Annotated in this window: 23 protein-coding genes; 1 reads left to right on the plus strand and 22 read right to left on the minus strand. The window is 64.2% G+C overall.

What is annotated here, in order from left to right; all coding sequences use genetic code 11:
* Positions 1-159: 159 nt before the first annotated feature.
* From rpsO to tsaB, 18 genes are all read right to left on the minus strand, one after another.
* Positions 160-429 (minus strand): 30S ribosomal protein S15, encoded by a 270-nt coding sequence (gene rpsO / locus ACS3WB_RS01055; RefSeq protein WP_079445085.1) that lies wholly within the window; start codon positions 427-429, stop codon positions 160-162.
* A 2-nt stretch (positions 430-431) separates the two neighbouring features.
* Positions 432-1,508, minus strand: coding sequence for a tRNA pseudouridine(55) synthase TruB (gene truB / locus ACS3WB_RS01060; protein ID WP_438273755.1), 1,077 nt, complete (start codon positions 1,506-1,508; stop codon positions 432-434).
* A 5-nt stretch (positions 1,509-1,513) separates the two neighbouring features.
* Complete coding sequence (gene rbfA, locus ACS3WB_RS01065) at positions 1,514-1,927, minus strand: 30S ribosome-binding factor RbfA (RefSeq protein WP_438273756.1); 414 nt, start codon at positions 1,925-1,927, stop codon at positions 1,514-1,516.
* A gap of 175 nt (positions 1,928-2,102) precedes the next feature.
* Entirely contained in the window at positions 2,103-4,715 is a 2,613-nt protein-coding gene (gene infB / locus ACS3WB_RS01070; protein WP_438273757.1) for a translation initiation factor IF-2, read from the minus strand.
* A gap of 72 nt (positions 4,716-4,787) precedes the next feature.
* Entirely contained in the window at positions 4,788-5,453 is a 666-nt protein-coding gene (locus ACS3WB_RS01075) for an RNA-binding protein (protein WP_438273758.1), read from the minus strand.
* A gap of 49 nt (positions 5,454-5,502) precedes the next feature.
* Positions 5,503-7,110, minus strand: a complete 1,608-nt coding sequence (gene nusA, locus ACS3WB_RS01080; protein WP_438273759.1) for a transcription termination factor NusA — start codon at positions 7,108-7,110, stop codon at positions 5,503-5,505.
* Positions 7,111-7,113: 3 nt separating this feature from the next.
* Positions 7,114-7,893 carry a ribosome maturation factor RimP gene (gene rimP / locus ACS3WB_RS01085; protein WP_438273760.1) on the minus strand — a complete coding sequence of 260 codons (780 nt, stop codon included), beginning with the start codon at positions 7,891-7,893 and terminating at the stop codon, positions 7,114-7,116.
* Positions 7,894-8,267: 374 nt separating this feature from the next.
* A complete protein-coding gene (locus tag ACS3WB_RS01090) occupies positions 8,268-8,915 on the minus strand; it encodes an HAD family hydrolase (RefSeq protein ID WP_438273761.1) in 648 nt (215 codons plus the stop codon).
* A 24-nt stretch (positions 8,916-8,939) separates the two neighbouring features.
* A complete protein-coding gene (gene trmB, locus ACS3WB_RS01095; protein ID WP_438273762.1) occupies positions 8,940-9,701 on the minus strand; it encodes a tRNA (guanosine(46)-N7)-methyltransferase TrmB in 762 nt (253 codons plus the stop codon).
* Positions 9,702-9,892: 191 nt separating this feature from the next.
* Positions 9,893-10,312: a helix-turn-helix domain-containing protein gene (locus tag ACS3WB_RS01100; RefSeq protein WP_438273763.1), complete on the minus strand. Its 420-nt coding sequence runs from the start codon at positions 10,310-10,312 to the stop codon at positions 9,893-9,895.
* Between the two features lie 203 nt (positions 10,313-10,515).
* Positions 10,516-12,114, minus strand: a complete 1,599-nt coding sequence (lnt, locus tag ACS3WB_RS01105) for an apolipoprotein N-acyltransferase (protein WP_438273764.1) — start codon at positions 12,112-12,114, stop codon at positions 10,516-10,518.
* Positions 12,111-13,235, minus strand: coding sequence for a hemolysin family protein (locus ACS3WB_RS01110; RefSeq protein WP_438273765.1), 1,125 nt, complete (start codon positions 13,233-13,235; stop codon positions 12,111-12,113). Before ACS3WB_RS01110 ends, lnt begins: the two co-directional genes overlap by 4 nt.
* Positions 13,236-13,745 (minus strand): rRNA maturation RNase YbeY, encoded by a 510-nt coding sequence (gene ybeY / locus ACS3WB_RS01115; protein ID WP_438273766.1) that lies wholly within the window; start codon positions 13,743-13,745, stop codon positions 13,236-13,238.
* A 65-nt stretch (positions 13,746-13,810) separates the two neighbouring features.
* On the minus strand, positions 13,811-14,860 hold the full coding sequence (locus ACS3WB_RS01120) for a PhoH family protein (RefSeq protein ID WP_438273767.1): 1,050 nt from the start codon (positions 14,858-14,860) through the stop codon (positions 13,811-13,813).
* A 4-nt stretch (positions 14,861-14,864) separates the two neighbouring features.
* Positions 14,865-16,283 (minus strand): tRNA (N6-isopentenyl adenosine(37)-C2)-methylthiotransferase MiaB, encoded by a 1,419-nt coding sequence (miaB, locus tag ACS3WB_RS01125; protein ID WP_438273768.1) that lies wholly within the window; start codon positions 16,281-16,283, stop codon positions 14,865-14,867.
* 241 nt (positions 16,284-16,524) lie between these two features.
* A complete protein-coding gene (locus ACS3WB_RS01130) occupies positions 16,525-16,974 on the minus strand; it encodes a Fur family transcriptional regulator (RefSeq protein WP_438273769.1) in 450 nt (149 codons plus the stop codon).
* Positions 16,975-17,136: 162 nt separating this feature from the next.
* Positions 17,137-17,616: a ribosomal protein S18-alanine N-acetyltransferase gene (gene rimI, locus ACS3WB_RS01135; protein ID WP_438273770.1), complete on the minus strand. Its 480-nt coding sequence runs from the start codon at positions 17,614-17,616 to the stop codon at positions 17,137-17,139.
* Positions 17,613-18,314, minus strand: a complete 702-nt coding sequence (gene tsaB / locus ACS3WB_RS01140; protein WP_438273771.1) for a tRNA (adenosine(37)-N6)-threonylcarbamoyltransferase complex dimerization subunit type 1 TsaB — start codon at positions 18,312-18,314, stop codon at positions 17,613-17,615. Before tsaB ends, rimI begins: the two co-directional genes overlap by 4 nt.
* Positions 18,315-18,722: 408 nt before the next feature.
* Here tsaB and ACS3WB_RS01145 point away from each other — a divergent pair, with 408 nt between their 5' ends.
* On the plus strand, positions 18,723-19,853 hold the full coding sequence (locus ACS3WB_RS01145) for a DUF2778 domain-containing protein (RefSeq protein WP_438273772.1): 1,131 nt from the start codon (positions 18,723-18,725) through the stop codon (positions 19,851-19,853).
* 32 nt (positions 19,854-19,885) lie between these two features.
* Here the strand turns inward: ACS3WB_RS01145 and ACS3WB_RS01150 are convergent, their stop codons facing one another.
* From ACS3WB_RS01150 to murJ, 4 genes are all read right to left on the minus strand, one after another.
* Positions 19,886-20,455, minus strand: a complete 570-nt coding sequence (locus tag ACS3WB_RS01150; protein WP_438273773.1) for a NifU family protein — start codon at positions 20,453-20,455, stop codon at positions 19,886-19,888.
* Between the two features lie 210 nt (positions 20,456-20,665).
* Positions 20,666-21,160, minus strand: coding sequence for a universal stress protein (locus tag ACS3WB_RS01155; RefSeq protein WP_438273774.1), 495 nt, complete (start codon positions 21,158-21,160; stop codon positions 20,666-20,668).
* 313 nt (positions 21,161-21,473) lie between these two features.
* Positions 21,474-22,514, minus strand: coding sequence for a tryptophan--tRNA ligase (gene trpS / locus ACS3WB_RS01160; protein ID WP_438273775.1), 1,041 nt, complete (start codon positions 22,512-22,514; stop codon positions 21,474-21,476).
* A gap of 86 nt (positions 22,515-22,600) precedes the next feature.
* On the minus strand, positions 22,601-24,160 hold the full coding sequence (murJ, locus tag ACS3WB_RS01165) for a murein biosynthesis integral membrane protein MurJ (RefSeq protein ID WP_438273776.1): 1,560 nt from the start codon (positions 24,158-24,160) through the stop codon (positions 22,601-22,603).
* Between the last annotated feature and the right edge of the window lie 63 nt (positions 24,161-24,223).

The raw sequence follows: 24,223 nt of genomic DNA on the forward strand, positions 1-24,223 counted from the left end.
CGGGCATTTGACCCGTCATCGCCCAGCCGCCGGATTGCTGCTGGACACGCTCTTCCTTGGGCGCGATCTGTTTTCAAAAACGGCTTTCGTTTGTCGCAGATCACGAATCGCGTGGACATTCACGTCCACGACTGCGCGCAGGGGTGCGCGCGGCGTCGCTCAGCGGCGGATGTTGTGCTTCTCGAGCAACGCCTTGTAACGCGCCTCGTCCTTCTTCTTGATGTAGTCGAGAAGGGAACGACGCGTGGAAACGAGTTTCAGGAGGCCACGGCGGGAGTGATTGTCCTTGGTGTGGCTCTTGAAATGGTTCGTCAGGTTGGAGATGCGTTCCGACAGGATCGCGACCTGAACCTCTGGCGAACCGGTATCGCCCGACTTGCGGGCGCTGGACTTGATGATTTCCGCTTTCCGTTCGGCGGTCACCGACATCGTCAGCCTCTTTCGTTGCGGCCGGAACTGGCTGTCAGCCCGGTCAGGTTAAAGACGCGCTTGGGGATGAGTTCGCCATGTCCCAGTTCGGCAAGGGCCAACAAGCGGCCCGCCACCGTGACATAGACTGTGCCGCTACTCTGGGGCGCATCCCGTCCGCGCAACAAGACGGCCTGGCCCCGATGGAGCCTTGCCGCATCAGCCCGAGTGACGGCCAGTGCCGGGATGTCGTCCAGCGCGGTCTCAACGGGCAATAGCGCATCGGCGAGGTTCCCCTCGCCGGATGCGGCTCTATCGCACAAAGCCTCCAGTTCTTCCAGCGGAATCATGTCCGCCTCGTCGAACGGGCCGACGACGGTGCGCCTGAGCGCGCAGATATGGCCGTAACAGCCGAGAATCCGCCCGATATCGCGGGCCAGCGCCCGCACATAGGTTCCTTTTCCGCATTCGGCCTCGAACACGGAGCGGCCGTCGCCGGTATGGTCCGCGAGGTCGAATTGGTGAATCTCGATCTGTCGCGGCTGCAGGGCGACGGTCTCGCCGTCGCGGGCAAGGTCGTAGGCCCGTTCGCCCTGGATCTTGATCGCGGAATATTGCGGCGGGGTCTGCTCGATCACGCCGGTGAAGCGCGGCAGCAACGCCCGCACCGCGTCCGCATCCGGGCGGCTCTCGCTGGTCTGCGTGACCCGCCCTTCGGTATCGTCGGTATCGCGCTCCTCGCCCCATTGCACCGTGAAGCGGTAGCGTTTGCGGCCGTCCATGACGAAAGGCACGGTCTTGGTGGCTTCTCCTAAGGCAATCGGCAGGCCGCCCGAGGCCAGCGGGTCGAGCGTGCCGGCGTGGCCGGCGCGCTTGGCGTTGAACAGCCGCTTCACGACCGCCACCGCGTGGGTCGAGGTCATGCCGACGGGCTTGTCGAGGACGATCCAGCCGTGCACGTCGCGGCGGTCGCGGCGCGGCTGGTTGTTCGGCCTTTTACGGGGCGCGTCGAGAAAGGGGTTTTCGGCTGCAGCTTTATTTTTCTCGGCGCCGTCGGATTCGCCGATTTTCGAATCGAGGGCGGCATCAGGCGTGGTCATGGTCGTCAGCTTTCGTCCGAATCCGGTGCGAGGTCTCTCTGCACCGCAGGTGTTCGCAATAATTTCTCGATACGTTCCGCTTCGTCGAATCGCTCGTCGGCGCGGAAGCGGATGTCAGGTGCAAATTTCAGGTTAACGCGCCGCGCGATTTCTCCGCGCAGGAATTTCCTGTTGCGGTCGAGCGCCTCGATCACGTCGGCCGTGTCGCGCCCGCCGAGCGGCATCACGTAGATCGTCGCGAGCTTGAGGTCGGCGGACATGCGGACCTCGGGCACGGTGACGAGATGCCCTTCAAGAACGGGATCATGAACCAGGCCCTGGGTGAGAATGTCGGCGATCGCGTGACGCACGGTCTCGGCGACGCGCAGTTGACGTTGCGAGCCGCCGGGATGTTTCGCGGGTTGATGATGACGGGGCATAGAAGATCTTTCAAACAGTCGCCGTGCCCCTGCATGCCGCGGGCATCCACGTCTTCTCTCAGCATCTGAATTGAGACGTGGATGGCCGGACCTTTATGCGAAGGCGCGCTTCACGCTTTCGTCCGGCCATGACGCCGTATTTCGAACTGACCCAGCATTCTCGTGAGATTCGAACTCACAGCGAACGCTGGATCGTTTCCACGCGATAGCACTCGATGACATCGCCGACGCGCATGTCATGGTAGTTCTCGAACGCCATGCCGCATTCCTGGCCCGACTGAACTTCCTTCACTTCATCCTTGAATCGCTTCAGGGTCGAGAGCTTGCCTTCGTGCACCACGACATTGTCGCGGATCAGACGGACATGGGCGCCGCGCTCCACGGTGCCGTCGGTGACCCGGCAGCCCGCAACCTTGCCGACCTTGGAGATGTTGAACACCTCCAGAATCTGCGCGTTGCCCAGCATGGTTTCGCGCAGCGTTGGCGCGAGCAGGCCGCTCATCGCCTTTTTCACGTCGTCCACGAGGTCGTAGATGATGTTGTAGTAGCGGATTTCGATGCCGTTGCGCTTGGCCGCGGCGGCGGCCTCCTTGTTGGCGCGGACCGAGAAGCCGATGATGGCGGCGTTGAAGCCCTCCGCCAGCGTGACGTCGGATTCCGAGATGCCGCCGACGCCCGCATGCAGGATGCGCGCGGCGACTTCCTCGGTGCCGAGCTTTTCCAGCGAGCCGAGGATGGCTTCCAGCGAGCCCTGCACGTCGGCCTTGATGATCAGCGGGAAGTCCTTGCGGCCGGCGGTCTTGAGCTGCGACATCATCTGCTCGAGCGAGCCGCGCATGCCGGAAGCGCTCGCAGCGGCGTTTTCGCGCTTCTGGTGGGCGCGATAGCTCGTGACCTGACGGGCACGAGCTTCGTTTTCGACCACGGCGAGCCGGTCGCCGGCTTCCGGCGGACCGTTGAAACCGAGCACCTCGACGGGCACCGACGGGCCGGCCTCGTCGACCGTTTCGCCCTGATCGGAGATCAGCGCGCGGACACGGCCCATTTCGGCGCCAGCCACAATAATGTCGCCGACCCGCAACGTGCCGCGCTGGACCAGCACCGTGGCGACAGGGCCGCGGCCGCGATCCAGCTTGGCTTCGATCACGGTGCCTTCGGCAGGGCGTGATGCGTTGGTTTTCAGGTCGAGCAGTTCGGCCTGAAGGGCGATCATTTCGAGCAGCTTGTCGAGGTTGGTCCTGTTCTTGGCGGAGACCTCGACGTCGACCACCTGACCGCCCATCGATTCGACCTGCACCTCGTGCTGCAGCAGTTCGGTGCGCACGCGCTCCGGCCTTGCGTCGGGCTTGTCGATCTTGTTGATCGCGATGATCATCGGGACCTTGGCGGCCTTGGCGTGATTGATGGCCTCGATGGTCTGCGGCATCACGCCGTCGTCGGCGGCGACCACTAGAATGACGATGTCGGTGACCTTGGCGCCGCGCGCGCGCATCGCGGTGAATGCCGCATGGCCCGGCGTATCGATAAAGGTGATCTTCTTGCCGCTCTCCGGCGAGGTGACCTGATAGGCGCCGATGTGCTGGGTGATGCCGCCGGCTTCGCCCGACACAACATTGGCGTGACGCAACGCATCGAGCAGCGAGGTCTTGCCGTGATCGACATGGCCCATCACGGTGACGACCGGCGAGCGCGGCTCGGTGTCGGTGGAATCGTCGACCACGTCGAACAGGCCTTCCTCGACGTCGCTCGCGGCCACGCGCTTGACGGTGTGGCCCAGTTCTTCGGCGATGAGCTGCGCGGTATCGGCGTCGATCACGTCGGTGATCTTGTGCATCGCGCCCTGCTTCATCAGCATCCGGATCACGTCCACCGCGCGCTCGGCCATGCGGTTGGCGAGTTCCTGGATGGTGATCGCTTCCGGCACGATGACTTCGCGGACCAGCTTTTCTTTCGCCTCGTTCGAGGCGTGGCCTTTCAGGCGCTGAGTGCGGCGGCGGAACGACGCGATCGAGCGCTCGCGCACGTCGTCGGCATTGAGCGCCGTGACAACGGTGAGGCGGCCGCGCTGTTTCTGCGGCCCGAGCTTGGCGGCGGGCTTCGGCGCGACCACGGGACGTGCAGGGCCGCCGCCGGGACGGCGGACCATGCGCGGAGCCTCGTCCTCGTCGCTGCCGTCGGCGGCGACAGCGGCCGGGCGCGCCGGAGGCGCTGCGCGCGTGGTGGTAGCCGGGGTCTTGGCCGGCGCGGCTTTGGTCTCGGTCTCGCCGAAACGGCGCTTGGCCTCAAGCTCGGCCTTGCGTTTGGCTTCCTCTTCCTGGCGGTGACGTTCTTCCTCGGCCTTGCGGCGGGCCTCGGCGGCCTCGCGCTCGGCCTGCTCGATGCCTTCCTTGCTGTTGCGGCGCGCCGCTTCGGCTTCGGCAAGCCGGCGCTCTTCCTCGGCGCGGACCTTGGCCTCGGCCAGCGCGCTGGCGCGCGCGCTGCGCTCGTCCTCGGTCAAGGTCCGTAGCACCACGCCCGAACTCGCACGGGGAGCGGCGGGCGGCGCCGTCCGCGCCGGCGGGGTTTTGGCGACGGGCGCCCTGGCCGGTTCCGCTACACTCGCGGGCTCTCCCGCCGGAGCATCGCCGCCGAGCCGGCGCTTGCCGCGTTTCTCGACCACCACCTGTTTGGTACGGCCGTGGCTGAAGCTCTGGCGCACCGTGCCCTGCTCGACGCGCGGCTTGAGCGTCAAGGTCTTGCTCGGGCTGACGCTCAGAGTCTTGTCGCCAGGATTTTTCGTATCAACCATTCAGCAGTCCCAATCTTGTTGCGCCGTACGCGGTCGTACAGGTTTTCGCTGCGTTAGAAAATGCCAGCCTGTTCAGCTGTCTTGCCGCTGTCCGCCATCCCGGTATCGGACCAGGAGCTGGCTGCGCGACAGGAACGTCCCGCTCGCCGGTCCGGCGAGCAGGGCTGCATGTATCACATTTGACCGCCCCAGTGCCAAATCCAATTCTGCAGAGGTCAGTGCGGTAATCACCGGGATTTCCCGCGTTTCGACGGAATCCGCGGCTGTTTTCCTAACCATAGCGTCCAATTTCCGGATTCCGTCGGGGGCGCCGTCCGCAGCGTGGAGCAGGGCTATCGCCTGACGCCGAAGCAGCGCCTCTTCCACTTTGGCAAATCCGGCGACGACCTGCCCGGCCTTGGCAACCATGGCCAGCGCCTCGATCGCGCTGCGGACCAGCGCTTGTCCGGTCTCGTCGGCCAGGGACGCCGAGGCGCGGACGTCCCGTTTGAATCCCCGGCTAAACTGGTGACGGCGGACCGCTTCCGCAACGGCGGCATGGGAAGCCGAAATCCAGAGCCCCCGGCCCGGAAGCTTCCGTTTCAGGTCGGCGACAACCTCGCCCGAGGGCGCCACCACGAACCGGATCAATTCGCCGATCGGACGCACCTGACGGGTGGCCGCGCACATGCGCGTCGTCGCGGACCTGTTGGTCCGCGGTCCGCCGTCGAGATCTGCCGGGTCGGCGATGGCGAGCATGTCCGGAGTATTCTCCTTTTGGTGTCGGGCGGCGAAGCCGACCCCTGGTTCAAGCCGGTTGATCTTCGGCGGCTTCGACCTCCGCCGGTTTCGCAAGGTCTGCTTCGGTGATCCAGCCGGCCATCAGGCGCGCCTGCATGATCATGCTCTCGGCGTCCTCGCGCGAAAGCTCGATGCCGTCGAAATAGCCCGCATGCTTGAGCGCCTCGCCATCCTTGCGCTCGATCCATCCGACCAGATCGTCGGTGGCGCAGCCGGCCAGATCCTCGACGCTCTTCACCTCGTTCTCGCCGAGTTTCACCAGCATCTTCGACGTCACGCCGGGCACCGTTTTCAAAGCGTCGTCCACGCCGAGCTCCTTGCGCCTGTTTTCCAGTTCGGCCTCGAGTTGCTCCAGATATTCGCGGGCGCGGCTCTGCAACTCGCTCGCGGTCTCATCGTCGAATCCCTCGATGACTGCGAGTTCCCGCGGATCCACCAGCGTCAGCTCCTCAACCGAGGTAAATCCTTCCGACGCCAGAAGCTGGCCGACAACCTCGTCGACGTTGAGCGCCTCCATGAACATGCGCGTTGCGTTCTCGAAGTCGGCCTGACGCCGCTCCGATTCCTCCTGCTCGGTCAGGATGTCGATGTCCCAGCCGGTCAGTTGCGAGGCGAGGCGCACGTTCTGTCCGCGCCGTCCGATCGCCAGCGACAATTGATTGTTGGTATCGGGGACGACGACCTCGATCCGTTCGCGGTCCTCGTCGATGACGACCTTCGCGACTTCCGCCGGCGCCAGCGCGTTGACCACGAAGGTCGCGATGTCCGGCGACCAGGGGATGATGTCGATCTTCTCGCCCTGCAACTCGTTGACGACCGCCTGAACGCGCGAGCCGCGCATGCCGACGCAGGCGCCGACCGGATCGACCGAGGAATCGCGCGACACCACGCCGATCTTGGCGCGAGAACCGGGATCGCGTGCAACCGCCTTGATCTCGACGATGCCGTCGTAGATTTCCGGCACTTCCTGCGCGAACAGCTTCACCATGAACTGGGGATGGGTGCGCGACAGGAAGATCTGCGGACCGCGGGTTTCGCGACGCACGTCGAAGATATAGGCGCGGACGCGGTCGCCATTGCGGAACACCTCGCGCGGCAGCATCTCGTCGCGTCGCACGACCGCCTCGCCGCGGCCGAGGTCGACGATCACGCTGCCGTATTCGACGCGCTTGACGATACCGTTGACGATATCGCCAATGCGGTCCTTGAACTCCTGATATTGCCGGTCGCGCTCGGCCTCGCGCACCTTCTGCACGATCACCTGTTTGGCGGACTGCGCGGCGATGCGGCCATATTCGAGCGGCGGCAGCGTATCTGCGATGGTGTCGCCAATCTGCGCGCCCGGGTTGGCCCTCTGGGCGTCCTTCAGCGAGATCTGGTTGGCGGCGTTCTCGACCTGGTCGACCACCAGCATGTGGCGGGTGAGCTGGAGCTGACCGGTCTTCGGGTGAATCTCCGCATGAACGTCGGTCTCGCTGCCGTAGCGGGCGCGCGCCGCCTTAGCGATGGCGTCCTCCATCGCGGCGATCACGATGCCGCGGTCGATGGTCTTTTCCCGCGCCACCGCGTCTGCGATCTGCAGCAGTTCGAGCTTGTTGGCGCTGACAGCGGCCATGACTTATTCTCCTTCGATGGGATCGATGTCGCCGCGCCGCAGGCGTTCTGCGGCCAGGCGGTGTTGCTTGGTGTTTTTCGGTAGCTTCCTGGCGGGGGCTTTCGCCTTGCCCCTGAGTTTCGGTTTCGGCGGGTTGCTCCGGGCCGCGTCGTTTTTTGCATGTGACGGAGGCGGAGGCAGGATGCCGAGATTCCGTTTCATCTCGCGTTCCGCCATCTTGCCCCGCCGCATCGATTCGGCAATCAGTTCATCGGTCAGCACCAGGCGGGCGTCGGCGATATCCTCCATGACCAGAAGGACCTCGCTGTCGTCCTCGTTCTGGACGTCATCCCGATGCAGGCGCACCGCGTTGTCCTTGACGCCCTGAAGGGTGCCGCGAAACCGCTTGCGACCCTGATGGGCGACCGCCATCTCGATCTTTACGAGGTGGCCGGCGTGACGTTCGAAGTCGGACCGGCGCACCAGCGGCCGGTCGATGCCGGGCGAGGAGATTTCCAGCCGGTAGGCCTTGTCGATCGGATCGGCGATGTCGAGCACCGGCGACAGCGCTTTCGAGATCGCCTCGCAATCCTCGATCTGCATCGATCCGTCCGGCCGCTCGGCCATGATCTGCACGGTGCATCCGGCTTCGCCCGACACCTTGATGCGGACCAGGCGGTACCCCATGCCTTGCAGGACCGGGGCGACCACCGCCGAGACCCGCGCGGCGACGCCCGGCTCGACCACCAGACGCGGCTCGTCGAGCAGGTCGTGATCCGGGATCTGGGCAACGGGATCGGTCATAGCCAGGGTCAAAGGTTAAGTCCGGCGGCGGTCACGGGCTCTTTCCCGGACCATGGTCCGGGTCGGCAAGTTGCACGCCTGAAAGCAACCCGCTGCGGCGCATCAGGTCCGTTCAGGAAATAAAAAAGAGCGGGTCCGGAGGGGCCCACTCTCGATACGCGATCGTATGAGACAGTTTCCGCAGATATAGCCGGTTTCACGCCCCTCGGCAAGGTCCGGGGTGGCACTATAAGCGTTTTCGAGCGAAGCGGAAACCGGGTTCACGTGAAGAAAACGTGTCAAATCAAAATCATAGAGCCAAGCTTCCGATTCCGTCAGAAGCGGAAAGGCTGAGGGACGGATTTTCATCCGGTTCGCAGCAGATCGCTGAAGCTTTACACAATGCGCCGGAGCGCCGCCGGGAGTTCGTCAAGAGCATGAATGGTCACATCGGCTTGGTCGGCTTCCGGATATCGGGCATGAATGTGCCCCCATGGGCCTCGCACAATGAAGACCGGGAGCAAGCCGGCTTGCTTTGCAGGCAGAATATCATTGTCCAGTCGATCGCCCACATATGCGACTTCATTGGCAGCGAAGCTGGAGACGTCGACAATTTTCGCAAAGAAGTCGGGCGACGGCTTTTCGACTCCCCACCGCGCCGAGGATGCGATGTGGTCGGCTGCGATACCGGATCGTTCCAGCGCCGCTTCGGTTTCCTCAGGCTGGTTTCCCGCGATTCCAACGACGTATCCCGAGGCCTTCAGCCGGCGAAGGGTTGGGATTGCATCGGGGTAGAAGTCGCGAGGCTCGATGACGTAACGGTTTCCCTGAGCTAGCCGTGCCGCTTCGGCCTGATTCAAATCAAAGCCGGGCTTGAAGATATCGAAGACGCGCCTGTGATGCCGGCCTTCGGAAATGGTTTTCTCCAGCGCGGCGCTGAAGGCAAGACGGGACACGCCAAGCCAATCGGCCCATGACGACCACTGGCGGGTTTCGTCCACCAGCGTTTCTCCAACGTCGAAGAAGATCGCCTTTATCGTCATTGCGCCGGTGCTTTGTCGCAAGGGTCAGATTCGTTCGAACCTCAGATACGCGGAGCGGCGGCCTTCGCGCATCGCTTTGCGGCCGTAGCGCGTCATGGTGTAGTCCGGCCACGGGCTGCGCCAGTCGTCGGCGCGTTCGGCGAGCCAGAGGAAATCCGGCGAGCGGGCGAAGTGCGACAGCGTCCATGCGCAGTAGTCGGCGATGTCGCTGACGAAGCGGAATTCGCCGCCCGGCCGGAGCACGCGCGCCATCTCCGCGATTGTTGCATCCTGAACGAACCGGCGTTTCCAGTGCCGCCGCTTCGGCCACGGATCGGGATGGATCAGATCGATCCGCGCCAGCGATGCGCGCGGCAGCCATGCCAGCAATTCCGATGCGTCGCCGGCGAACAGACGGATGTTGCCGATCTCGTGCGCCTCGATCTGCGTGAGGATCTTGGCCATGCCGTTGACGTAGGGTTCGCAGCCGATGAAGCCGGTGCGCGGAAACGCGAGTGCCTCGGCGACGAGATGCTCGCCGCCGCCGAATCCGATTTCTGCGCGCAACTCCTCCATGGGCATGTCGAACAGCGCGGCGGGATCGGAGGGTCCGGCCTTGTCAGGATCGAGGCTGAGGCGCGGCAGCAGATGCGCGATCAACTCGTTCTGGTGCGGGCGCAGCCGGTGTCCCTTGCGGCGTCCGAAGAACGAGCCTTGCCCGGAAACGCGGACTGTTTCGTGATGGAGCGATGATGCGTCATCAGTCGGCAGATGACGGTCGCGGGGATCGGGAGTGGCGGCTGTCATTGCGACGTCTGGTGAAAGTGGTGCAATGGCCGCCTCGTGAAGTGAATTTGAAATTCGCTACCTACCTTGCAGCAATCCCGGCAAGCGACTGTCAAATTCAAACTCCACGAGAACCTGTAATGCCAGCGATCCTTTGATCCCAGCATTTGCAATCACGCCTGCCGCGAATGCAAATGTTAGAATCGGACCCCCTAGCGACGGTCCGGCGGCTCGCGTGCGGCGATCTGTTCGACCATGTCGACGATGCTGCGGCGGAGTTTAGCATCGGTGATCCGCGTGAATGCGCGGGTCAGCGCGAGACCTTCGGAGGTCGCAAGGAAATCGGAGACATAAGCGGGAGACGGCGCCTCGCTCAGGCCCTCGACCTTGGCCACGCCTGTGCCCGGACTTCCCTCGAACAGAAACGAGACCGGGACCTGCAGGATTTCGGAAATCTGCTGGATGCGGCTGGCGCCGACGCGGTTGGTGCCTTTCTCGTACTTCTGGATTTGCTGGAATGTCAGCCCCAAAGCCTCGCCAAGCTTCTCCTGACTCATGCCGAGCATGATACGGCGCATGCGCACACGGCTGCCGACATGCCTGTCAACAGGATTGGGCGCCTTGGTCGACATCTCCTTGGTCTCCTCAATGAGGTAGCGATCCCCGGGGATACGCTTCCGATTGCTATTATCCTCAAACCTGACTGGATCACGTGATAAAAATCTGCGTTTAGTCTAGAGCGGTTCCACTCGTCGCATTATATCAGTCGCGCAAATTGTTACACAAATTATGTCGATCGTGCGGATGAACGGCTGTCCGACGCACGCCGCTACCGTCAGGGTTTGCGACGCCGTCGAATCGCCAATGCAAGCCCGATGGTCACCATGATTGCGGCCGGAATGTCGCCGCTGCGGCCGTAAGGCGGCGGCGGAATCGCGGCGGGCAGGCGGGAATCCAGTACGCCTTCGATGCCGAGATCGAGCCGTGCGACAATCCGTCCTACCGGGTCTGTCACCACCGAAATACCGGTGTTTGCCGCCCGCACCAGGGGAAGCCCTTTCTCGATCGCCCGCAGCCTCGCCTGCTGAAGGTGCTGATAGGGGCCCGTGCTGATTCCGAACCAGCCGTCGTTGGTGAGGTTGACGATCCAGCCGGGCCGGCCGCCGCGGGATTCGATATCGCCGGGAAAGATCGCCTCATAGCAGATCAACGGCAGCACGCTCGGCGCGTTCGGAAGGTCGATGGTCCGCCGTGTCGTCCCCGGAATGAAGCCGCCCTGGACCTTGGTGAGTTGAACGAAGCCGAGCTTTTCCATCAGGCCCTGGAACGGCAGGAATTCGCCGAACGGCACCAGATGGAGTTTGTCGTAAATCGACAGGATGCTGCCATCGTCATCGATGACGTAGATTGAATTGTAGGCCCGGGTGATGCGGACGCCGGGCGGGAGGTCGGGCGCGCGGACCGATCCGGTGATCAGGATCGTGCCCTTCGGCAGAAGGTCGGCGATCTGGGCCATGGCGTCGGCTTCGCGGGCGAGAAAGAACGGGAACGCCGATTCCGGCCAGATCAGAATGGTGGCTCCGCTGACGCCGGTGGAATGCGGCCCGGTGGCGCGGTCGGAGAGCGTCAGATATTTCTGCATTACCGCCGCCTTGGCGGAATAGTTGAAACGCGCATCCTGCTCCAGATTGGGCTGCATGATGCGCAGCTTGACGTGGTCGACAAACTCGGTCGGATGACGCGACAGCCTGACCGCGCCGTAGACGCCCATGGCGACGAGCAGAACGGCGGCGCTCGCCGGAGCCATCCATGGCCTTCGGCTGCTTCCGTCGATCAGCACGGCGGGGCTCGCAAAGATCGCGATACTCAGGAACGTCAGGCCCCACAATCCGATCAGCGACGCGGTTTGCGCCAGCGCCAAAGGCTCCGTCAGCGCGTAACCGAATGCATTCCACGGAAATCCGGTCAGCGCATGTCCGCGCAACCATTCGCTGATCGTGAGCGCCGCGGCGAGCGCGAGAATGCGCGAGGCGTCGCGGGTCCAGATCCAGCGCGCCAGCGCGAAGCCGAGCGAGGGGAAGAGCGCGAGATAGGCCGGCAGGCCGAGAACGGCGAACGGCATCAGCCATGCGAAGGTCTGGGCGTCGACCAGAAAGGCGTTGCCGATCCAGTACAGTCCCGGAACGAAATAGCCGAGGCCGAACAGCCATCCCGAGAGCGCCGCGGCCGGCACGCCCTTGAGGCGACCGGCGCCGGCGCCGTCGATCAGCCAGGTCGCAAGCGGAAAGGTGACGAACAACACCGGCCAGGCGTTGAACGGCTCCATCGCAAGCGAGGACGCGGCGCCGGCGAGAAGCGCAATGACGGCGCGTTTCCAACCCCATGACAGAGTGACGGGAAGGCCGGCGGTGCGGATGCTGGCTGCAATGCTCACGAGGTTTCGCCTCCATCGCCCGGCGGCGAGGGAGATGCCGGGTCACCTTGCGACTGCGATCCTGCATCCGGCGCAGCCTCGCGCCGCCGCCCGTCGCGCGGGCGGACGGCAGGCCGTTCCTTGCGCAGCCCGATCCGCAGCCGCTTGACGCGACGCGGATCGGCGTCGAGCACTTCGATCTCGAAGGGACCGGGTCCGGAAATGACCTCGCCCCGCACCGGCAGTCGGCCGACATGGGTGACGAGAAAGCCGCCGAGCGTATCCACGTCCTCGCCCGCTTCGCCGGTCACGAACGCGTCGCCGATCATGGCGCGGACGTCCTCGAGGCTGGCGCGCGCATCGGCGATAAAGGAATTGTCCGCCTGCCGCACGATCGAGGGCGGCTCGTCGCCGTCGTGCTCGTCGTCGATTTCGCCGACGATCTGCTCGACGATGTCCTCGATCGACACCAGGCCGTCGGTTCCGCCATATTCGTCGACCACGAGCGCCAGATGGATGCGCGTCGCCTGCATCTGCGCCAGCAGATCGATCGCCGGCATCGAGGGCGGCACGTAGAGCAGCTTGCGGATGATGTTGGCTTCGTTCAACGGCAGCGCCAGATCGACGGCGCGCAGGTCGAGACCGGCCGGTGGAGTTTTTCTGCGTTTCGCCTTGGACGGCAGTCCGGTGCGCGCCCGCACGGCCATGAACGCAATCAGGTCGCGGATATGAACGATGCCTTCGGGATCGTCGAGGTTTTCGTCGTAGACGACCAGACGGGAATGCGCCGCGCTCTCGAACACGTTGATCAACTCGCCGAGCGGGATGTCGCGCTTGACCGCGACGATATCGGCGCGATGAACCATGACGTCAGCGATGCGCCGTTCGTGCAGGCCGAGGATATTGCGCAGCATGGTGCGCTCGACGGCGGTGAAGCTGGTCTCGTCGGACGTCGATGCGTCGAGCACCACCTGAAGATCGGCGCGGACCGATCCCGCTTTCCATCCGAACAGCGAGCGGATCGCCCGCATCAGCCAACGTTCGGAGACCGGACGCAGCACTTCGCCGTTGTGCACCGTCACCGGCAGGTTGCGATTGTCCTGCGGCGGTTTGCTGTCGCTGGATTCGTCCTCGGAAGCCACTCAGGTCGTCCGTTCTTGCGGCGCATAGGGATCGGCTATGCCGAGCCGCGCCAGAATTTCGCGCTCGAGGTTTTCCATGTCCACGGCCTCATCGTCGGTTTCGTGGTCGTAACCGATCAGATGCAGAAAGCCATGGATCGCGAGATGGCTCAGGTGGTGATCGAAGGCCTTGCCTTCGTCGTCGGCTTCGCGGCGGGTGGTCTCATAGGCGATCGCGATGTCGCCGAGCATGCGCGGCGGATCGCCGGGCAAAGACGGGCCGGTCGGCTGCAACGCGGGGAACGACAGGACATTGGTCGGCTTGTCGATGCCGCGCCAGTTGGCATTGAGCGTGCGGATGCCGGCGTCGTCGGTCAGCATGATCGCGAGTTCGGCATCGCCGGTCTCGGTATCGGCGATTTCGGCCGCAACCTCGACGGCGCGAAGGATGATCGCTTCGGCATCCGTCTCGGCGCGCCAGCATTCGGCGACGACCAGAATTTCGGTTGCAGGCGAAACGGAGATGGTCATCGTATGTCTTTCGCCGGCGCCGGCCCTTCGCGGAGGCCGGTCGCCTTTTCCAGGCGTGTCCGACGTCATGGCTTTTTGGCTGCCGGCCGCTGCGGCAGCCCCTCATAGGCGGCGACGATCCGCGCCACCAGTTCGTGACGGATCACGTCGTCGGCGGTGAATTTCACCTGCGCCACGCCCTCGACGCTGTCGAGCAGTCGCGTCGCTTCTGTCAATCCCGACGTCTGGCCGTTCGGCAGATCGACCTGGGAAGGGTCGCCGGTGACGATCATGCGGCTGTTTTCGCCGAGTCGCGTCAGGAACATCTTCATCTGCATCGAGGTGGTGTTCTGCGCCTCGTCAAGGATGATGGCGGCGTTGGTCAAGGTGCGGCCGCGCATGAAGGCGAGCGGCGCGATCTCGATCTCGCCGGATTGCAGCGCGCGCTCGACGATGCGGGAGTCCATCAGGTCATACAGCGCATCGTAGATCGGCCGCAGGTAGGGATCGACTTTTTCGCGCAGGTCCCCCGGCAGGAAGCCGAGCCGTTCGCCGGCCTCGACCGCCGGCCGCGTCAGGATGATGCGATCGACTTCCTTGCGCTCGAACAGTTGCGCGGCCTGCGCCACCGCAAGCCAGGTCTTGCCGGTGCCCGCGGGGCCGATGCCGAACACCAGTTCATGATGTTTCAGTGCGCGGATATAGGCATCCTGCGCGGCGGTGCGCGCCCGCACCGGCCGCTTGCGCAGGTTGATCGCCTCAAATGTCGAGCGCGGCGCCTTGGGGTCGTACTCGAACAGTGAGCCCTGCGCGATCACGGCGCGGATCGCGCCCTCGACCTCGCCCTGCGTGAGGTCATGGCCCTGTGCGGCCTGGGCATAGAGCGTTTCCAGCACGCGCCGTCCGGCGTCGCAGCCGTCGCGCGATCCGGCGATGGTGATGTGGTTGCCGCGGGAATCGACGACCACGCCGAGCCGCCGTTCGACCTGCGCGAGGTTCTGTCCGTAGGGTCCGACCATCGCCGACACCGCGCGATTGTCGTCGAAATCGATGACGACTTGCGTTTCGGGCGGGGCTTGCATGTCGATTTTCTGACCGGGGGCGATTGAAGGCGAATCCGATGCGCTCTTGGGCAAGGGTTCAGGCTCCCGTGATCGCTTGAGGTGTTGCGGCCGTCAGCGAAGGTTCGCCGGACGCCGAAACCAGACCGGCACCGGCAAGCGATCCGAGCAGGCTGAAGCGCTCGAGGCTGTCGATGGCGACGGGCAGCACCTTTCCGATAATGTCCGCGGACGCCATGACATGCGCGGGCTGCAGATAGGCGGTGCGGCCGACGATCTGACCCGCATTGCGCGCGGCGCGTTCGAACAGCACGTCGACCGTCCTGCCGATCGCCGCCCTGTTGAAGGCGGATTGCTGGCTGTCGATCAGGCGCTGAAGCCGCTCCAGTCGTGCATCCATATCGGCCGTTGATACCGTCTCCTGCATTTCCGCCGCCGGCGTCCCCGGCCGTGGCGAATACTTGAACGAATAGGCGGCAGCGTATCCGATTTGGTCGACGAGCGCGAGGGTCGCGGCGAAATCTTCCTCGGCTTCGCCGGGGAAGCCGACGATGAAGTCCGACGAGAACGCAATGTCCTGTCGGGCATGGCGAAGCCGGTCGATCACGCGGCGGTAATCGGCGGCGGTATGTCTGCGGTTCATGGCCGCGAGGATGCGGTCGGAGCCGGATTGCACCGGCAGATGCACGAATGGCATCAGCGCATCGAGATCGCGGTGCGCCTCGATCAGCGTCTCCTCGACGTCGCGCGGGTGGCTGGTCGAGTAACGCAGGCGGACGATGCCCGGAATTCCGGCGAGGCGATGCAGCAGCTTGCCGAACGGCCAGGGCCGTCCGTCGGGGCCGTCGCCGTGGTAGGCGTTGACGTTCTGCCCGATCAGGGTGATCTCGCGCACGCCGTTGTCGGCGAGGCGCTGCACGTCCTCCACGATCTTTGCCACCGGGCGCGACACCTCCGCGCCACGCGTATAGGGCACGACGCAGAAGGTGCAGAACTTGTCGCAGCCTTCCTGCACCGTCACGAAGGCAGAGATGCCGCGGGCGCGGATCGCCTGCGGCGACGGCTGCGGCAGGAAGCCGAACTTGTCCTCGACCGGAAACTCGGTTTCGAGCGCGCGGCCGTCGGCCTTCGCGCGGGCCAGCAGTTGCGGCAGGTGATGATAGCTCTGCGGTCCCACCACCACATCGACGACGGGCGCGCGGCGGATGATCTCATGGCCTTCGGCTTGCGCGACGCAGCCGGCGACGACGATGCTCATGTCGCGGCCGTCGCGGGCCGCCTCGTCCTTGGCGGCGCGCAGGCGGCCGAGTTCGGAAAAGACCTTCTCGGAGGCCTTCTCGCGGATGTGACAGGTGTTGAGAATGACGAGATCGGCTTCCTCGGCGCTGGCGGTCTCGACAAAGCCTTCGCCCGCCAGCGTGTCCACCATGCGCTGGGCATCGTAGACGTTCATCTGGCAGCCGTAGGACTTGATGTGCAGCTTGCGCGGCGGCGTCATGGAACCTGTTGTCGGTTATGCCGCTCAGTTATAGGCCGCGCGGCGGAAAATCCAGTATGTCCATTGTCATTCCCGATGCGCAATCGCGCCTCTGCGAGCGCGAATCCGGAAATCCCGGCCGGATCACGTCCGGATTCCGGGGTCGATGGAGGCGCGTGTCCCGGAAACGACCTGGCTGATTTTTCCCAACTGAACGACAGATCGCCGCACCTGCCGCATGTCGTCGGACATGGATCGGCGCTCAGGAATTGTCCTCGTCCATCGGGACGCAATAGAGTTCAAGGCGGTGGTCGACCAGCCTGTAGCCGAGCTTGCGGGCGATCTCGGCCTGCAGCTTTTCGATTTCGTCGGAGGTGAATTCGATCACCTTGCCGTCACGCAGGTTGATGAGATGGTCGTGGTGACTGTCGCGCATCGTCTCGTAGCGTGCGCGGCCCTCGCGGAAATCGTGCCGCTCTATGATGCCGGCGTCCTCGAACAGCTTGACGGTGCGATAGACCGTCGAGATAGAGATCTTGTCATCCACCGCGACGCAGCGGCGATAGAGTTCCTCGACGTCCGGATGATCGGAGGCTTCCGCCAGCACGCGCGCGATAACCCGGCGCTGTTCGGTCATGCGCATCCCGGTGGCGGCGCAACGCGCTTCAATCTTGGTGGGCTTCTGCGCAGAAGTCGGTTTCAGGGCCGTCATGACGTGTCCGGTTCCGATGGCGCATGTTTCGCCGAGGTGTGGGCCGCATCGCATGAAGATAGCGCGTAAAGATAATGCAAGCGAATGATATTCGGGAGTGCGGTCGGACGCAAAACCGCTTTCACCGCCGCCGATCGTTTTTCTTTTGCCACCGCGCGCAGACTACGACAAGTCGCGGCGCATCACCAATGCGTTCAGTTCCTTGCCGCCGGCCTCCCGATAATAGCGTTCGCGGCGCCCGGTGACGACGAAGCCCGCGCGTTCATAGAGACGCCGCGCCGGCTGATTATTTTCCTCGACTTCGAGAAACACCTTGCGGACGCCGCGGCCGGCGAGATAGCCGAGATGCGTGAACAGCAGGTCGCGCGAGAATCGCTGACCGCGGTGGTCCGCGTCGATCGCGATCGAGAGAATCTCGGCCTCGTCCGCAGCGATGCGCGACACCGCGAAGCCGATCACGCTCGATCTCAGCCGCAAACGCTGAACCAGCGTGTTGCGTTCCGCGATCATGACTTCGAATTCGCCTTCGCCCCATCCGCGGTGAAACGATGCGCCGTGAATAGCCGCAAGGCGCGCGGCGTCGTGAGAGGTCGCGGACTCGACCACGGGCGTCGCGCGTTCCTTGCTTCCGAACCAGGTCATGATGATGCAGCCGGCCTGGATGTCTTGTGCAGGAGGTCGCTTGCGGGCTTCGCGTCGGGCGCGCGCAGATAGGTCGGACGCGGCGGTGCGGCATCCGGATCGACGGCTGCGGCGAGCCACGCCACCCAGGCGATATCGGGCGCCGCTTGCGGATCGACCGCGACCGGAGGCGATTCGTGCGCGGGCCATCGGTCGGCCAGAAGCCGGGCGGCATTGCCGACAAGGTGCGGCGCACCGAAACGCGAGGTGGCGAGCGCCTCCTCGACCGGCGCAACCTGAGGCCGGACCAGCATGGAGCCGTCGCCGCCGACAGCCTGGAAATAAACCTGGTCGTGGCGGGCATCGATCACGGAGATCACCGGCGAGCAGCGGTTCTCGCCGACAACCGGCGCTGCATAGGCCATCAGGGTCGTCACGCCGACTGCGGGCTTGCCGGCGGCAAGCGCGATGCCGCGCGCGGCCGACAACCCCACGCGAAGGCCGGTGAAACTGCCGGGGCCGGTGGTCGCGGCGATGCGGTCGAGCGAGGAAAAGGCGATACCGGCTGAGTCGATGACGCGCGCGATCAGCGGCATCAGCGCTTCTGCGTGTCCGCGCTTCATCGGCAGCGATTCATGAGCGAGAAGCCGGGCTTCGTCGGTGTCCAGGACACAGGCGGCGCAGGCATCGAGTGCAGTGTCGATCGCAAGAACAAGCATCGGAAGCCAGACTATCGTTTTGAAGCAGGTCCTCGGCTGATCCGAGAATGCGTTGAGTCCGCGTGGAAAACGCGCGTCTTATCAAATCACGGCATAAAGCGGAGCATCACGGTCTAGCACTGTTCTCGCCTCGTGACCTGCGGCTCCGGCAGGCGTCGCCATGTTATAGCCACCTGATTGCCATGATTCCGTCCACTTTCGTGCCTTTGAGCCGGATCTGGCCCGCATTTAATCGGCATTTAACTAAAACTCGCCTTAATGACGCTTCGCAAGTCTGCGACAGGTTCTACCGAACTTGGGGTCAGCGATTCGACCATGCGTAGTCTTGTATCCGCACCTTGCGGGCGGCATGCGGACTTTCGTGCGCTCGCATGTCTCGGATGCTGAGTGACTCTGGATGTGGGGCGAATGACGTACGTTACGGGTACGCGTTATTACGATGTAGCGGCCTATTCCGCCGCCTTGCCCCGCAAGGCCGTTCCGCAGAATATTGTCGGCGCCGCCGCGCTCGCCTGCATCGCGCTCGCCTGCGCCTGGACCCTCTACGCCAATGTTTCCGGCGGGGATCCGGAACTGGTCACGGCGTCGCTGCCGCCGGCCGCGTCCGTTCGCGTTATACCGGCCGCTCGCATCGCCGCAGCGTATGAGGCGCTGCATGAGATGCCTCCGCCGCGTGCAATTCGGCCAACGCCCGAAGTCAGCGCCACGGCCAAGGCCCGCATCGAAGATCCCGCCGCCCCGCCCCGCACGGCCTGGCTCTACGGTCCGCGTTTTCTCGGCGGAGAGCCGGAAACCTTCCGCCCGCAGGCTGCGCCGGCTCAGCCTGCTCCGGTAGAGGTCGCCTCGCTTCCCGCAGAGACGATGCCGGAGACGTTGCCGCTTCCGCCGACGCCGCAAGTCGCCGCCGTGGTGCCGATGCCGGCGCCGCGCCCGGCCGAATTGCGCCAGTTGCAGGCTTCCACTCCTTCCCGACGTGAAGTCGCGCAGGCCAACACCGCTGCTGCGCTGGAGCCGGAACCCGAGCCGAAGAAGCCGTCGATCTTCGAAAAGCTGTTCGGTAAGTCCGTGTCCAGCGGTCTGCAACTCGCATTCGCCGCGCCGGACGGCGGGGTGACGAGCGACGGCGAGAGCCTGACGCTCGGCCGTATTCCGCAATACGATCAATATACTGCCGTCTACGATATTTCGGCGCGGACGGTCTACATGCCGAACGGCACCAAGCTCGAGGCGCATTCGGGCCTCGGCAAGATGCTCGACGATCCGCGTTCCGCCGACAGGAAAATGCGCGGCGTGACGCCGCCCCACACCTATGACCTGTCGTTGCGCGAACGTCCGTTCCACGGCGTGGAAGCGATCCGGCTGAAACCGATCGGCGGCGAGGACAAGATCTACGGGCGCAGTGGTCTGCTCGCGCATACCTACATGCTCGGGCCGAACGGCGACTCCAACGGCTGCGTGTCGTTCAGGAACTACAACGCCTTCCTGCGCGCCTATAAGAGCGGCCAGATCAAGCGGCTGGTCGTCGTCGCCAAACTCTGAAGCCGAAGGCTCTGCGGGGGAAGTTGCGCCCGCTAAACCGGCCGCACTTCGACCACCTCGGGAATGAAGTGCTTCAGCAGGTTCTGGATGCCGTTCCGCAAGGTCACGGTCGATGACGGGCATCCGGAGCACGAGCCCTTCATGTTCACATAAACGATGCCGTCCTTGAAGCCGCGGAAGGTGATGTCGCCGCCGTCGTCGGCAACGCCCGGCCGCACCCGCGTTTCGATCAGGTCCTTGATCAGGGTCACGGTTTCGGCGTCCGCTTCCTCGAAAAATTCGACGTCGTTATCCGTGGTCGTCTCGCCGTTTCCGTCGCCATCGGACAACAGCGGCGCGCCCGACATGTAGTGTTCCATGATCACGCCGAGGATGGCCGGCTTGAGATGTTGCCAGTCGCTGTCGTCCTTCGTCACCGTGATGAAGTCCGAGCCATAGAACACGCCGGTGACGCCATGTATGGCGAAAAGCTTCACGGCGAGCGGCGAGCGCCCGGCCGAGCCGGGGCCGACGAATTCCATCGTGCCCTTGCCGAGCACGGTGCGGCCCGGAAGGAACTTCAAGGTGGCAGGATTGGGGGTAACTTCGGTCTGAATGAACATGGGTATCTCCATCGTCGCCGGTTCAAGGCCGGCGCGTAGGTTCCCTTAGCAGATAGCCATGGCCAAAGCACGATCAAGGGCGCGGGCGACCGCAGGCTCTTCGCCTGACGCCGATCTGGAGTATTTTTCAAGCCGGGTGGATATCGGTCAGCGCCAGAAAACGCGTCAAAACAAACCTATGGGGAACCTCACTTTCGATTCCAGAGGCTCCTAGGACAGGGCATCGATCGCGTCGTCATCCAGGCTGCCCGGCACGATCGTCACCGGAATCGGGAAGTTACCCGCGGTTTTGGCCAGCGTCGTGATGATCGGACCCGGACCCTCGGGCCCCCCGCTGGCCGCCAGCACCAGCATCGAAATATCGAGGTCCTTGTCGACGATGTCGAGAATCTGTTCGAGCGGCGAGCCCTCGCGGATGACGCGTTCCGGCGTAATCGCGGCAATGCCGTTGGCCCGCCCGGAGGCACGGTCGAGCGCCGCGTTCGCGCCTTCATAGGCTTCCGCGCGCATCACCTCCGCGACGCCGAGCCATTCCTGGTTGCGGTCTTCCGGCTCGATCACCCGCAGCATCACGATGCCGCCCCCGACGCGAATGGCGCGCCGGCTGGCATAATAGACGGCGCGGTCCCATTCGGCGCTGTCGTCGACGACGACCAGATATTTCGGCTTGTGGCCGCTCTCGTAGCTTCGACGGTGTGCGCTCATGCATGTCCCGGTGCTGAACCAGCCATCGCCATGCTGCCACGGCGCGCCCCGCTCCGACAAGCAGGTTGCGGACAGCGATCAACAGAGCCGAAAGCGGAAGGCGATGCAGTTGAAGGGAAAAGGCGTCGCGGTTGTCCGCCCGCATCCCGCTTTCCTGAAATGCTGGATTTCGATCATGTTCATGATGGGATCGAATCGATCCGATCATCCTGATCCATAGCGTTTTTGAGCGAACTGGACACCGGTTCGCGTCAAGGAAACGCGTCAAAACAAAATCACAGCCCCGCTTCTGATTCCAGGAAGCGAAAAGGCGTTAGCGTTTGCGGATGAACCCGACGATATCCTTCACCGCGTTCATGGTTTCCGAGGCGATGGCGCGGGCGCGGTCGGCTCCCTCGATCAGAATCCGGTCGACATAGGCTGGATCGTCGGTCAGCCGCTTCATCTCAAGGGCGATCGGCGACAGCTTTGCGACCGCCAGATCGACCAGGCTGGATTTGAAGCCGGAGAATTGCGCGCCGCCGAATTGCGCAAGCACCTCGGATTTGGGCGTGCCTGACAAGGCTGCATAGATGCCGACGAGATTGTCGGCCTCGGGACGGCTTTCCAGCGCCTTTTCCTCCGACGGCAGCGGCTCCGGATCGGTCTTGGCCTTGCGGATCTTTTGCGCGATGGTATCGGCATCGTCGGTGAGGTTGATGCGCGAATAATCCGAGGGGTCCGACTTCGACATCTTCTTGGTGCCGTCGCGCAGGCTCATCACGCGCGTCGCGGGTCCCGTGATCACAGGCTCGGGCAGCGGAAAGAACTTGTCCTCAAAGCCGTTGGCGGCGATCGATCCGGAAAAGTCATTGTTGAATTTCTGGGCGATGTCGCGGCTCAGTTCGAGGTGCTGTTTCTGATCCTCTCCGACCGGAACGTGGGTGGCGCGATAGACCAGAATGTCCGACGCCATCAGCACCGGATAATCGTAAAGCCCGACCGACGCGTTCTCGCGGTCCTTGCCGGCCTTTTCCTTGAACTGGGTCATGCGGTTGAGCCAGCCGAGCCGCGCCACGCAGTTGAACACCCAGGTCAGTTCGGCGTGTCCCGCCACCTGGCTCTGGTTGAAGATGATATGCCGCTTCGGATCGATGCCGGCCGCGATGAAGGCGGCGGTGACCTCGCGCGTGTTGCGGCGCAATTCCTCCGGCCCGCCCCAGACCGCAACAGGCACGGTGATGGCATGGAGGTCGACCACGCAATAGAGGCATTCGTGGTCGGCCTGCAATTTCACGAAATTGACGATGGCGCCGAGATAATTGCCCAGATGCAGATTGCCGGTCGGCTGCACGCCCGAAAAAACCCGTGTCATCTCTCAGTTCCTGCCTAGCCGTCCCGAAGCGCCGCGAAACGCGGCCAATGCCCCGATACGGCGCGTCGTCCCTTGCCACGCAGAGCTTAGGCGCGCAAGTCGCGGGGGCCGGATCGCGTCAGCGCGGCCCGCATGTTGCTCCGGTCGATCACCCGAAACAGCAGCAGAAGCAGTGTATAGATCGCGATACCCGAAACGATCACAATCGCAAGCAGCGCGGCCTGCAAAATCGAGTGCGCGCCAGCCATGATGGGCAGCGATCGAAGGGCAAGCCACAAAGTCCCGCCCATCAGCAATGCGGCCAATACGATCCGCGGCAGGCGCCGTCGCGCTTCGGCGTCCACGGAAAATCCGAACGTCGCGGCGGCGTTCCGGGCGAGGATTGCCGCGTTGCTCCATGCGCCGAGCGCCATTGCCGCGGCTATTCCGCCGACTCCGAACATCCATCCGAATATGACGGCGAACACCATCGCCACGGCGATGCCCTTCAGCGCCGCCAGAAGCGGGGTCATCGTATCGCCGCGCGCGAAAAATGCGGGAGACACCGCCTTGATCAGGATGTGGGCGGGAAGGCCGAGGGCGAGACAGCCGAGCGCCAGGGCCGTGGCACGGGTATCAGCTGCGGTAAACGCGCCGTGCTCGAACAGCACCCGCACGATCGGCTCACTGAGCACGATCAGGCCAAGCGTCGCGGGCAGAGCCAGGCCTGCCGCAAGTTCGAGCCCCCGCGACTCGGCGTGAGCGAGCGCGGCGGTGTCGCTCTTGTTGAAAGCACGGCTCAATTCCGGCACCAGCACGGTGCCGATGGCGACGCCGACCATCCCCAGTGGCAGTTCGATCAGGCGGTTGGCGAAATAAAGCCACGCCACTGCCGACGGCGATGCCGACGCCACGATCGCGCCAGCGACGATCAGCAATTGCGGCGCCGAATTCGCGATCATGCCCGGGATTGCCTTGCGGGCGAAATCCCGCATCCCGGCATCGAAAGATATACGCAAAGGGCTTGCGAGATTGTCGCGGCGGACCGGAGTCGCGAGGGCGACGAGTTGCAGCAGGCCGGCAGCACCCACGGTCGCCGCCATCACCAGTGCCGCCGAATGCGAGTCCCGATGCGACAGCAGCAGCACCGCGGCGACGAGAATCAGGGCGATGTTGAACGTCAGCGGCGCGAAGGCGGGAATTACGAAGCGATGCCGGGCGTTCATCAGGCCGATCATGACGGCCGCAGGGCCGGCGAAAGCCAGATAAGGCAGCATCAGCCGCGCGTCTGTCACGGTAAGCTGCAGGCTTTCGCTTCCGACGAAGCCCGGCGCCAGCAATCTCATGAGAAGCGGCATCGCCACGGCGGCGATCACTGTGAGCGCGATCAGGGCCGCGCTCACGGTGCCGAGCACCGCGCCGGCGAAGGCCGCTGCCGCGGCAGGGCCGCTGCCGTCGCGCAGCCGCATCCAGGCCGGTACCAGCGCGGCGTTCAATGCGCCTTCGCCGAGCATCCGCCGGATCACATTGATGAGCTGAAACGCCATCAGAAATGCGTCGGCGACCGGTCCGGCGCCGAGCAGCGCCGCGGTCAACGCGTCGCGCGCGAAGCCGAGCAGACGCGAGGCCAGCGTGCCCGAGGAGACGGTGAGGACGGAGCGGATCATGGCGATGTCGGCCTAGTGGAGTGGATTTGACATTCGCTACCCGGTTTGGAGCGACGCAAGAAG

The sequence above is a fragment of the Nitrobacter sp. genome, from assembly GCF_051535215.1.
Lineage (GTDB): Bacteria > Pseudomonadota > Alphaproteobacteria > Rhizobiales > Xanthobacteraceae > Nitrobacter.

Excerpts from the sequence above, each read along its gene's own strand:
- rpsO (WP_079445085.1), bottom strand. The coding sequence starts at position 429 with ATGTCGGTGACCGCCGAACGGAAAGCGGAAATCATCAAGTCCAGCGCC.
- truB (WP_438273755.1), bottom strand. The coding sequence starts at position 1,508 with ATGACCACGCCTGATGCCGCCCTCGATTCGAAAATCGGCGAATCCGAC.
- rbfA (WP_438273756.1), bottom strand. The coding sequence starts at position 1,927 with ATGCCCCGTCATCATCAACCCGCGAAACATCCCGGCGGCTCGCAACGT.
- infB (WP_438273757.1), bottom strand. The coding sequence starts at position 4,715 with ATGGTTGATACGAAAAATCCTGGCGACAAGACTCTGAGCGTCAGCCCG.
- ACS3WB_RS01075 (WP_438273758.1), bottom strand. The coding sequence starts at position 5,453 with ATGCTCGCCATCGCCGACCCGGCAGATCTCGACGGCGGACCGCGGACC.
- nusA (WP_438273759.1), bottom strand. The coding sequence starts at position 7,110 with ATGGCCGCTGTCAGCGCCAACAAGCTCGAACTGCTGCAGATCGCAGAC.
- rimP (WP_438273760.1), bottom strand. The coding sequence starts at position 7,893 with ATGACCGATCCCGTTGCCCAGATCCCGGATCACGACCTGCTCGACGAG.
- ACS3WB_RS01090 (WP_438273761.1), bottom strand. The coding sequence starts at position 8,915 with ATGACGATAAAGGCGATCTTCTTCGACGTTGGAGAAACGCTGGTGGAC.
- trmB (WP_438273762.1), bottom strand. The coding sequence starts at position 9,701 with ATGACAGCCGCCACTCCCGATCCCCGCGACCGTCATCTGCCGACTGAT.
- ACS3WB_RS01100 (WP_438273763.1), bottom strand. The coding sequence starts at position 10,312 with ATGTCGACCAAGGCGCCCAATCCTGTTGACAGGCATGTCGGCAGCCGT.
- ybeY (WP_438273766.1), bottom strand. The coding sequence starts at position 13,745 with ATGACCATCTCCGTTTCGCCTGCAACCGAAATTCTGGTCGTCGCCGAA.
- miaB (WP_438273768.1), bottom strand. The coding sequence starts at position 16,283 with ATGACGCCGCCGCGCAAGCTGCACATCAAGTCCTACGGCTGCCAGATG.
- ACS3WB_RS01130 (WP_438273769.1), bottom strand. The coding sequence starts at position 16,974 with ATGACGGCCCTGAAACCGACTTCTGCGCAGAAGCCCACCAAGATTGAA.
- rimI (WP_438273770.1), bottom strand. The coding sequence starts at position 17,616 with ATGACCTGGTTCGGAAGCAAGGAACGCGCGACGCCCGTGGTCGAGTCC.
- tsaB (WP_438273771.1), bottom strand. The coding sequence starts at position 18,314 with ATGCTTGTTCTTGCGATCGACACTGCACTCGATGCCTGCGCCGCCTGT.
- ACS3WB_RS01145 (WP_438273772.1), top strand. The coding sequence starts at position 18,723 with ATGACGTACGTTACGGGTACGCGTTATTACGATGTAGCGGCCTATTCC.
- ACS3WB_RS01150 (WP_438273773.1), bottom strand. The coding sequence starts at position 20,455 with ATGTTCATTCAGACCGAAGTTACCCCCAATCCTGCCACCTTGAAGTTC.
- ACS3WB_RS01155 (WP_438273774.1), bottom strand. The coding sequence starts at position 21,160 with ATGAGCGCACACCGTCGAAGCTACGAGAGCGGCCACAAGCCGAAATAT.
- trpS (WP_438273775.1), bottom strand. The coding sequence starts at position 22,514 with ATGACACGGGTTTTTTCGGGCGTGCAGCCGACCGGCAATCTGCATCTG.
- murJ (WP_438273776.1), bottom strand. The coding sequence starts at position 24,160 with ATGATCCGCTCCGTCCTCACCGTCTCCTCGGGCACGCTGGCCTCGCGT.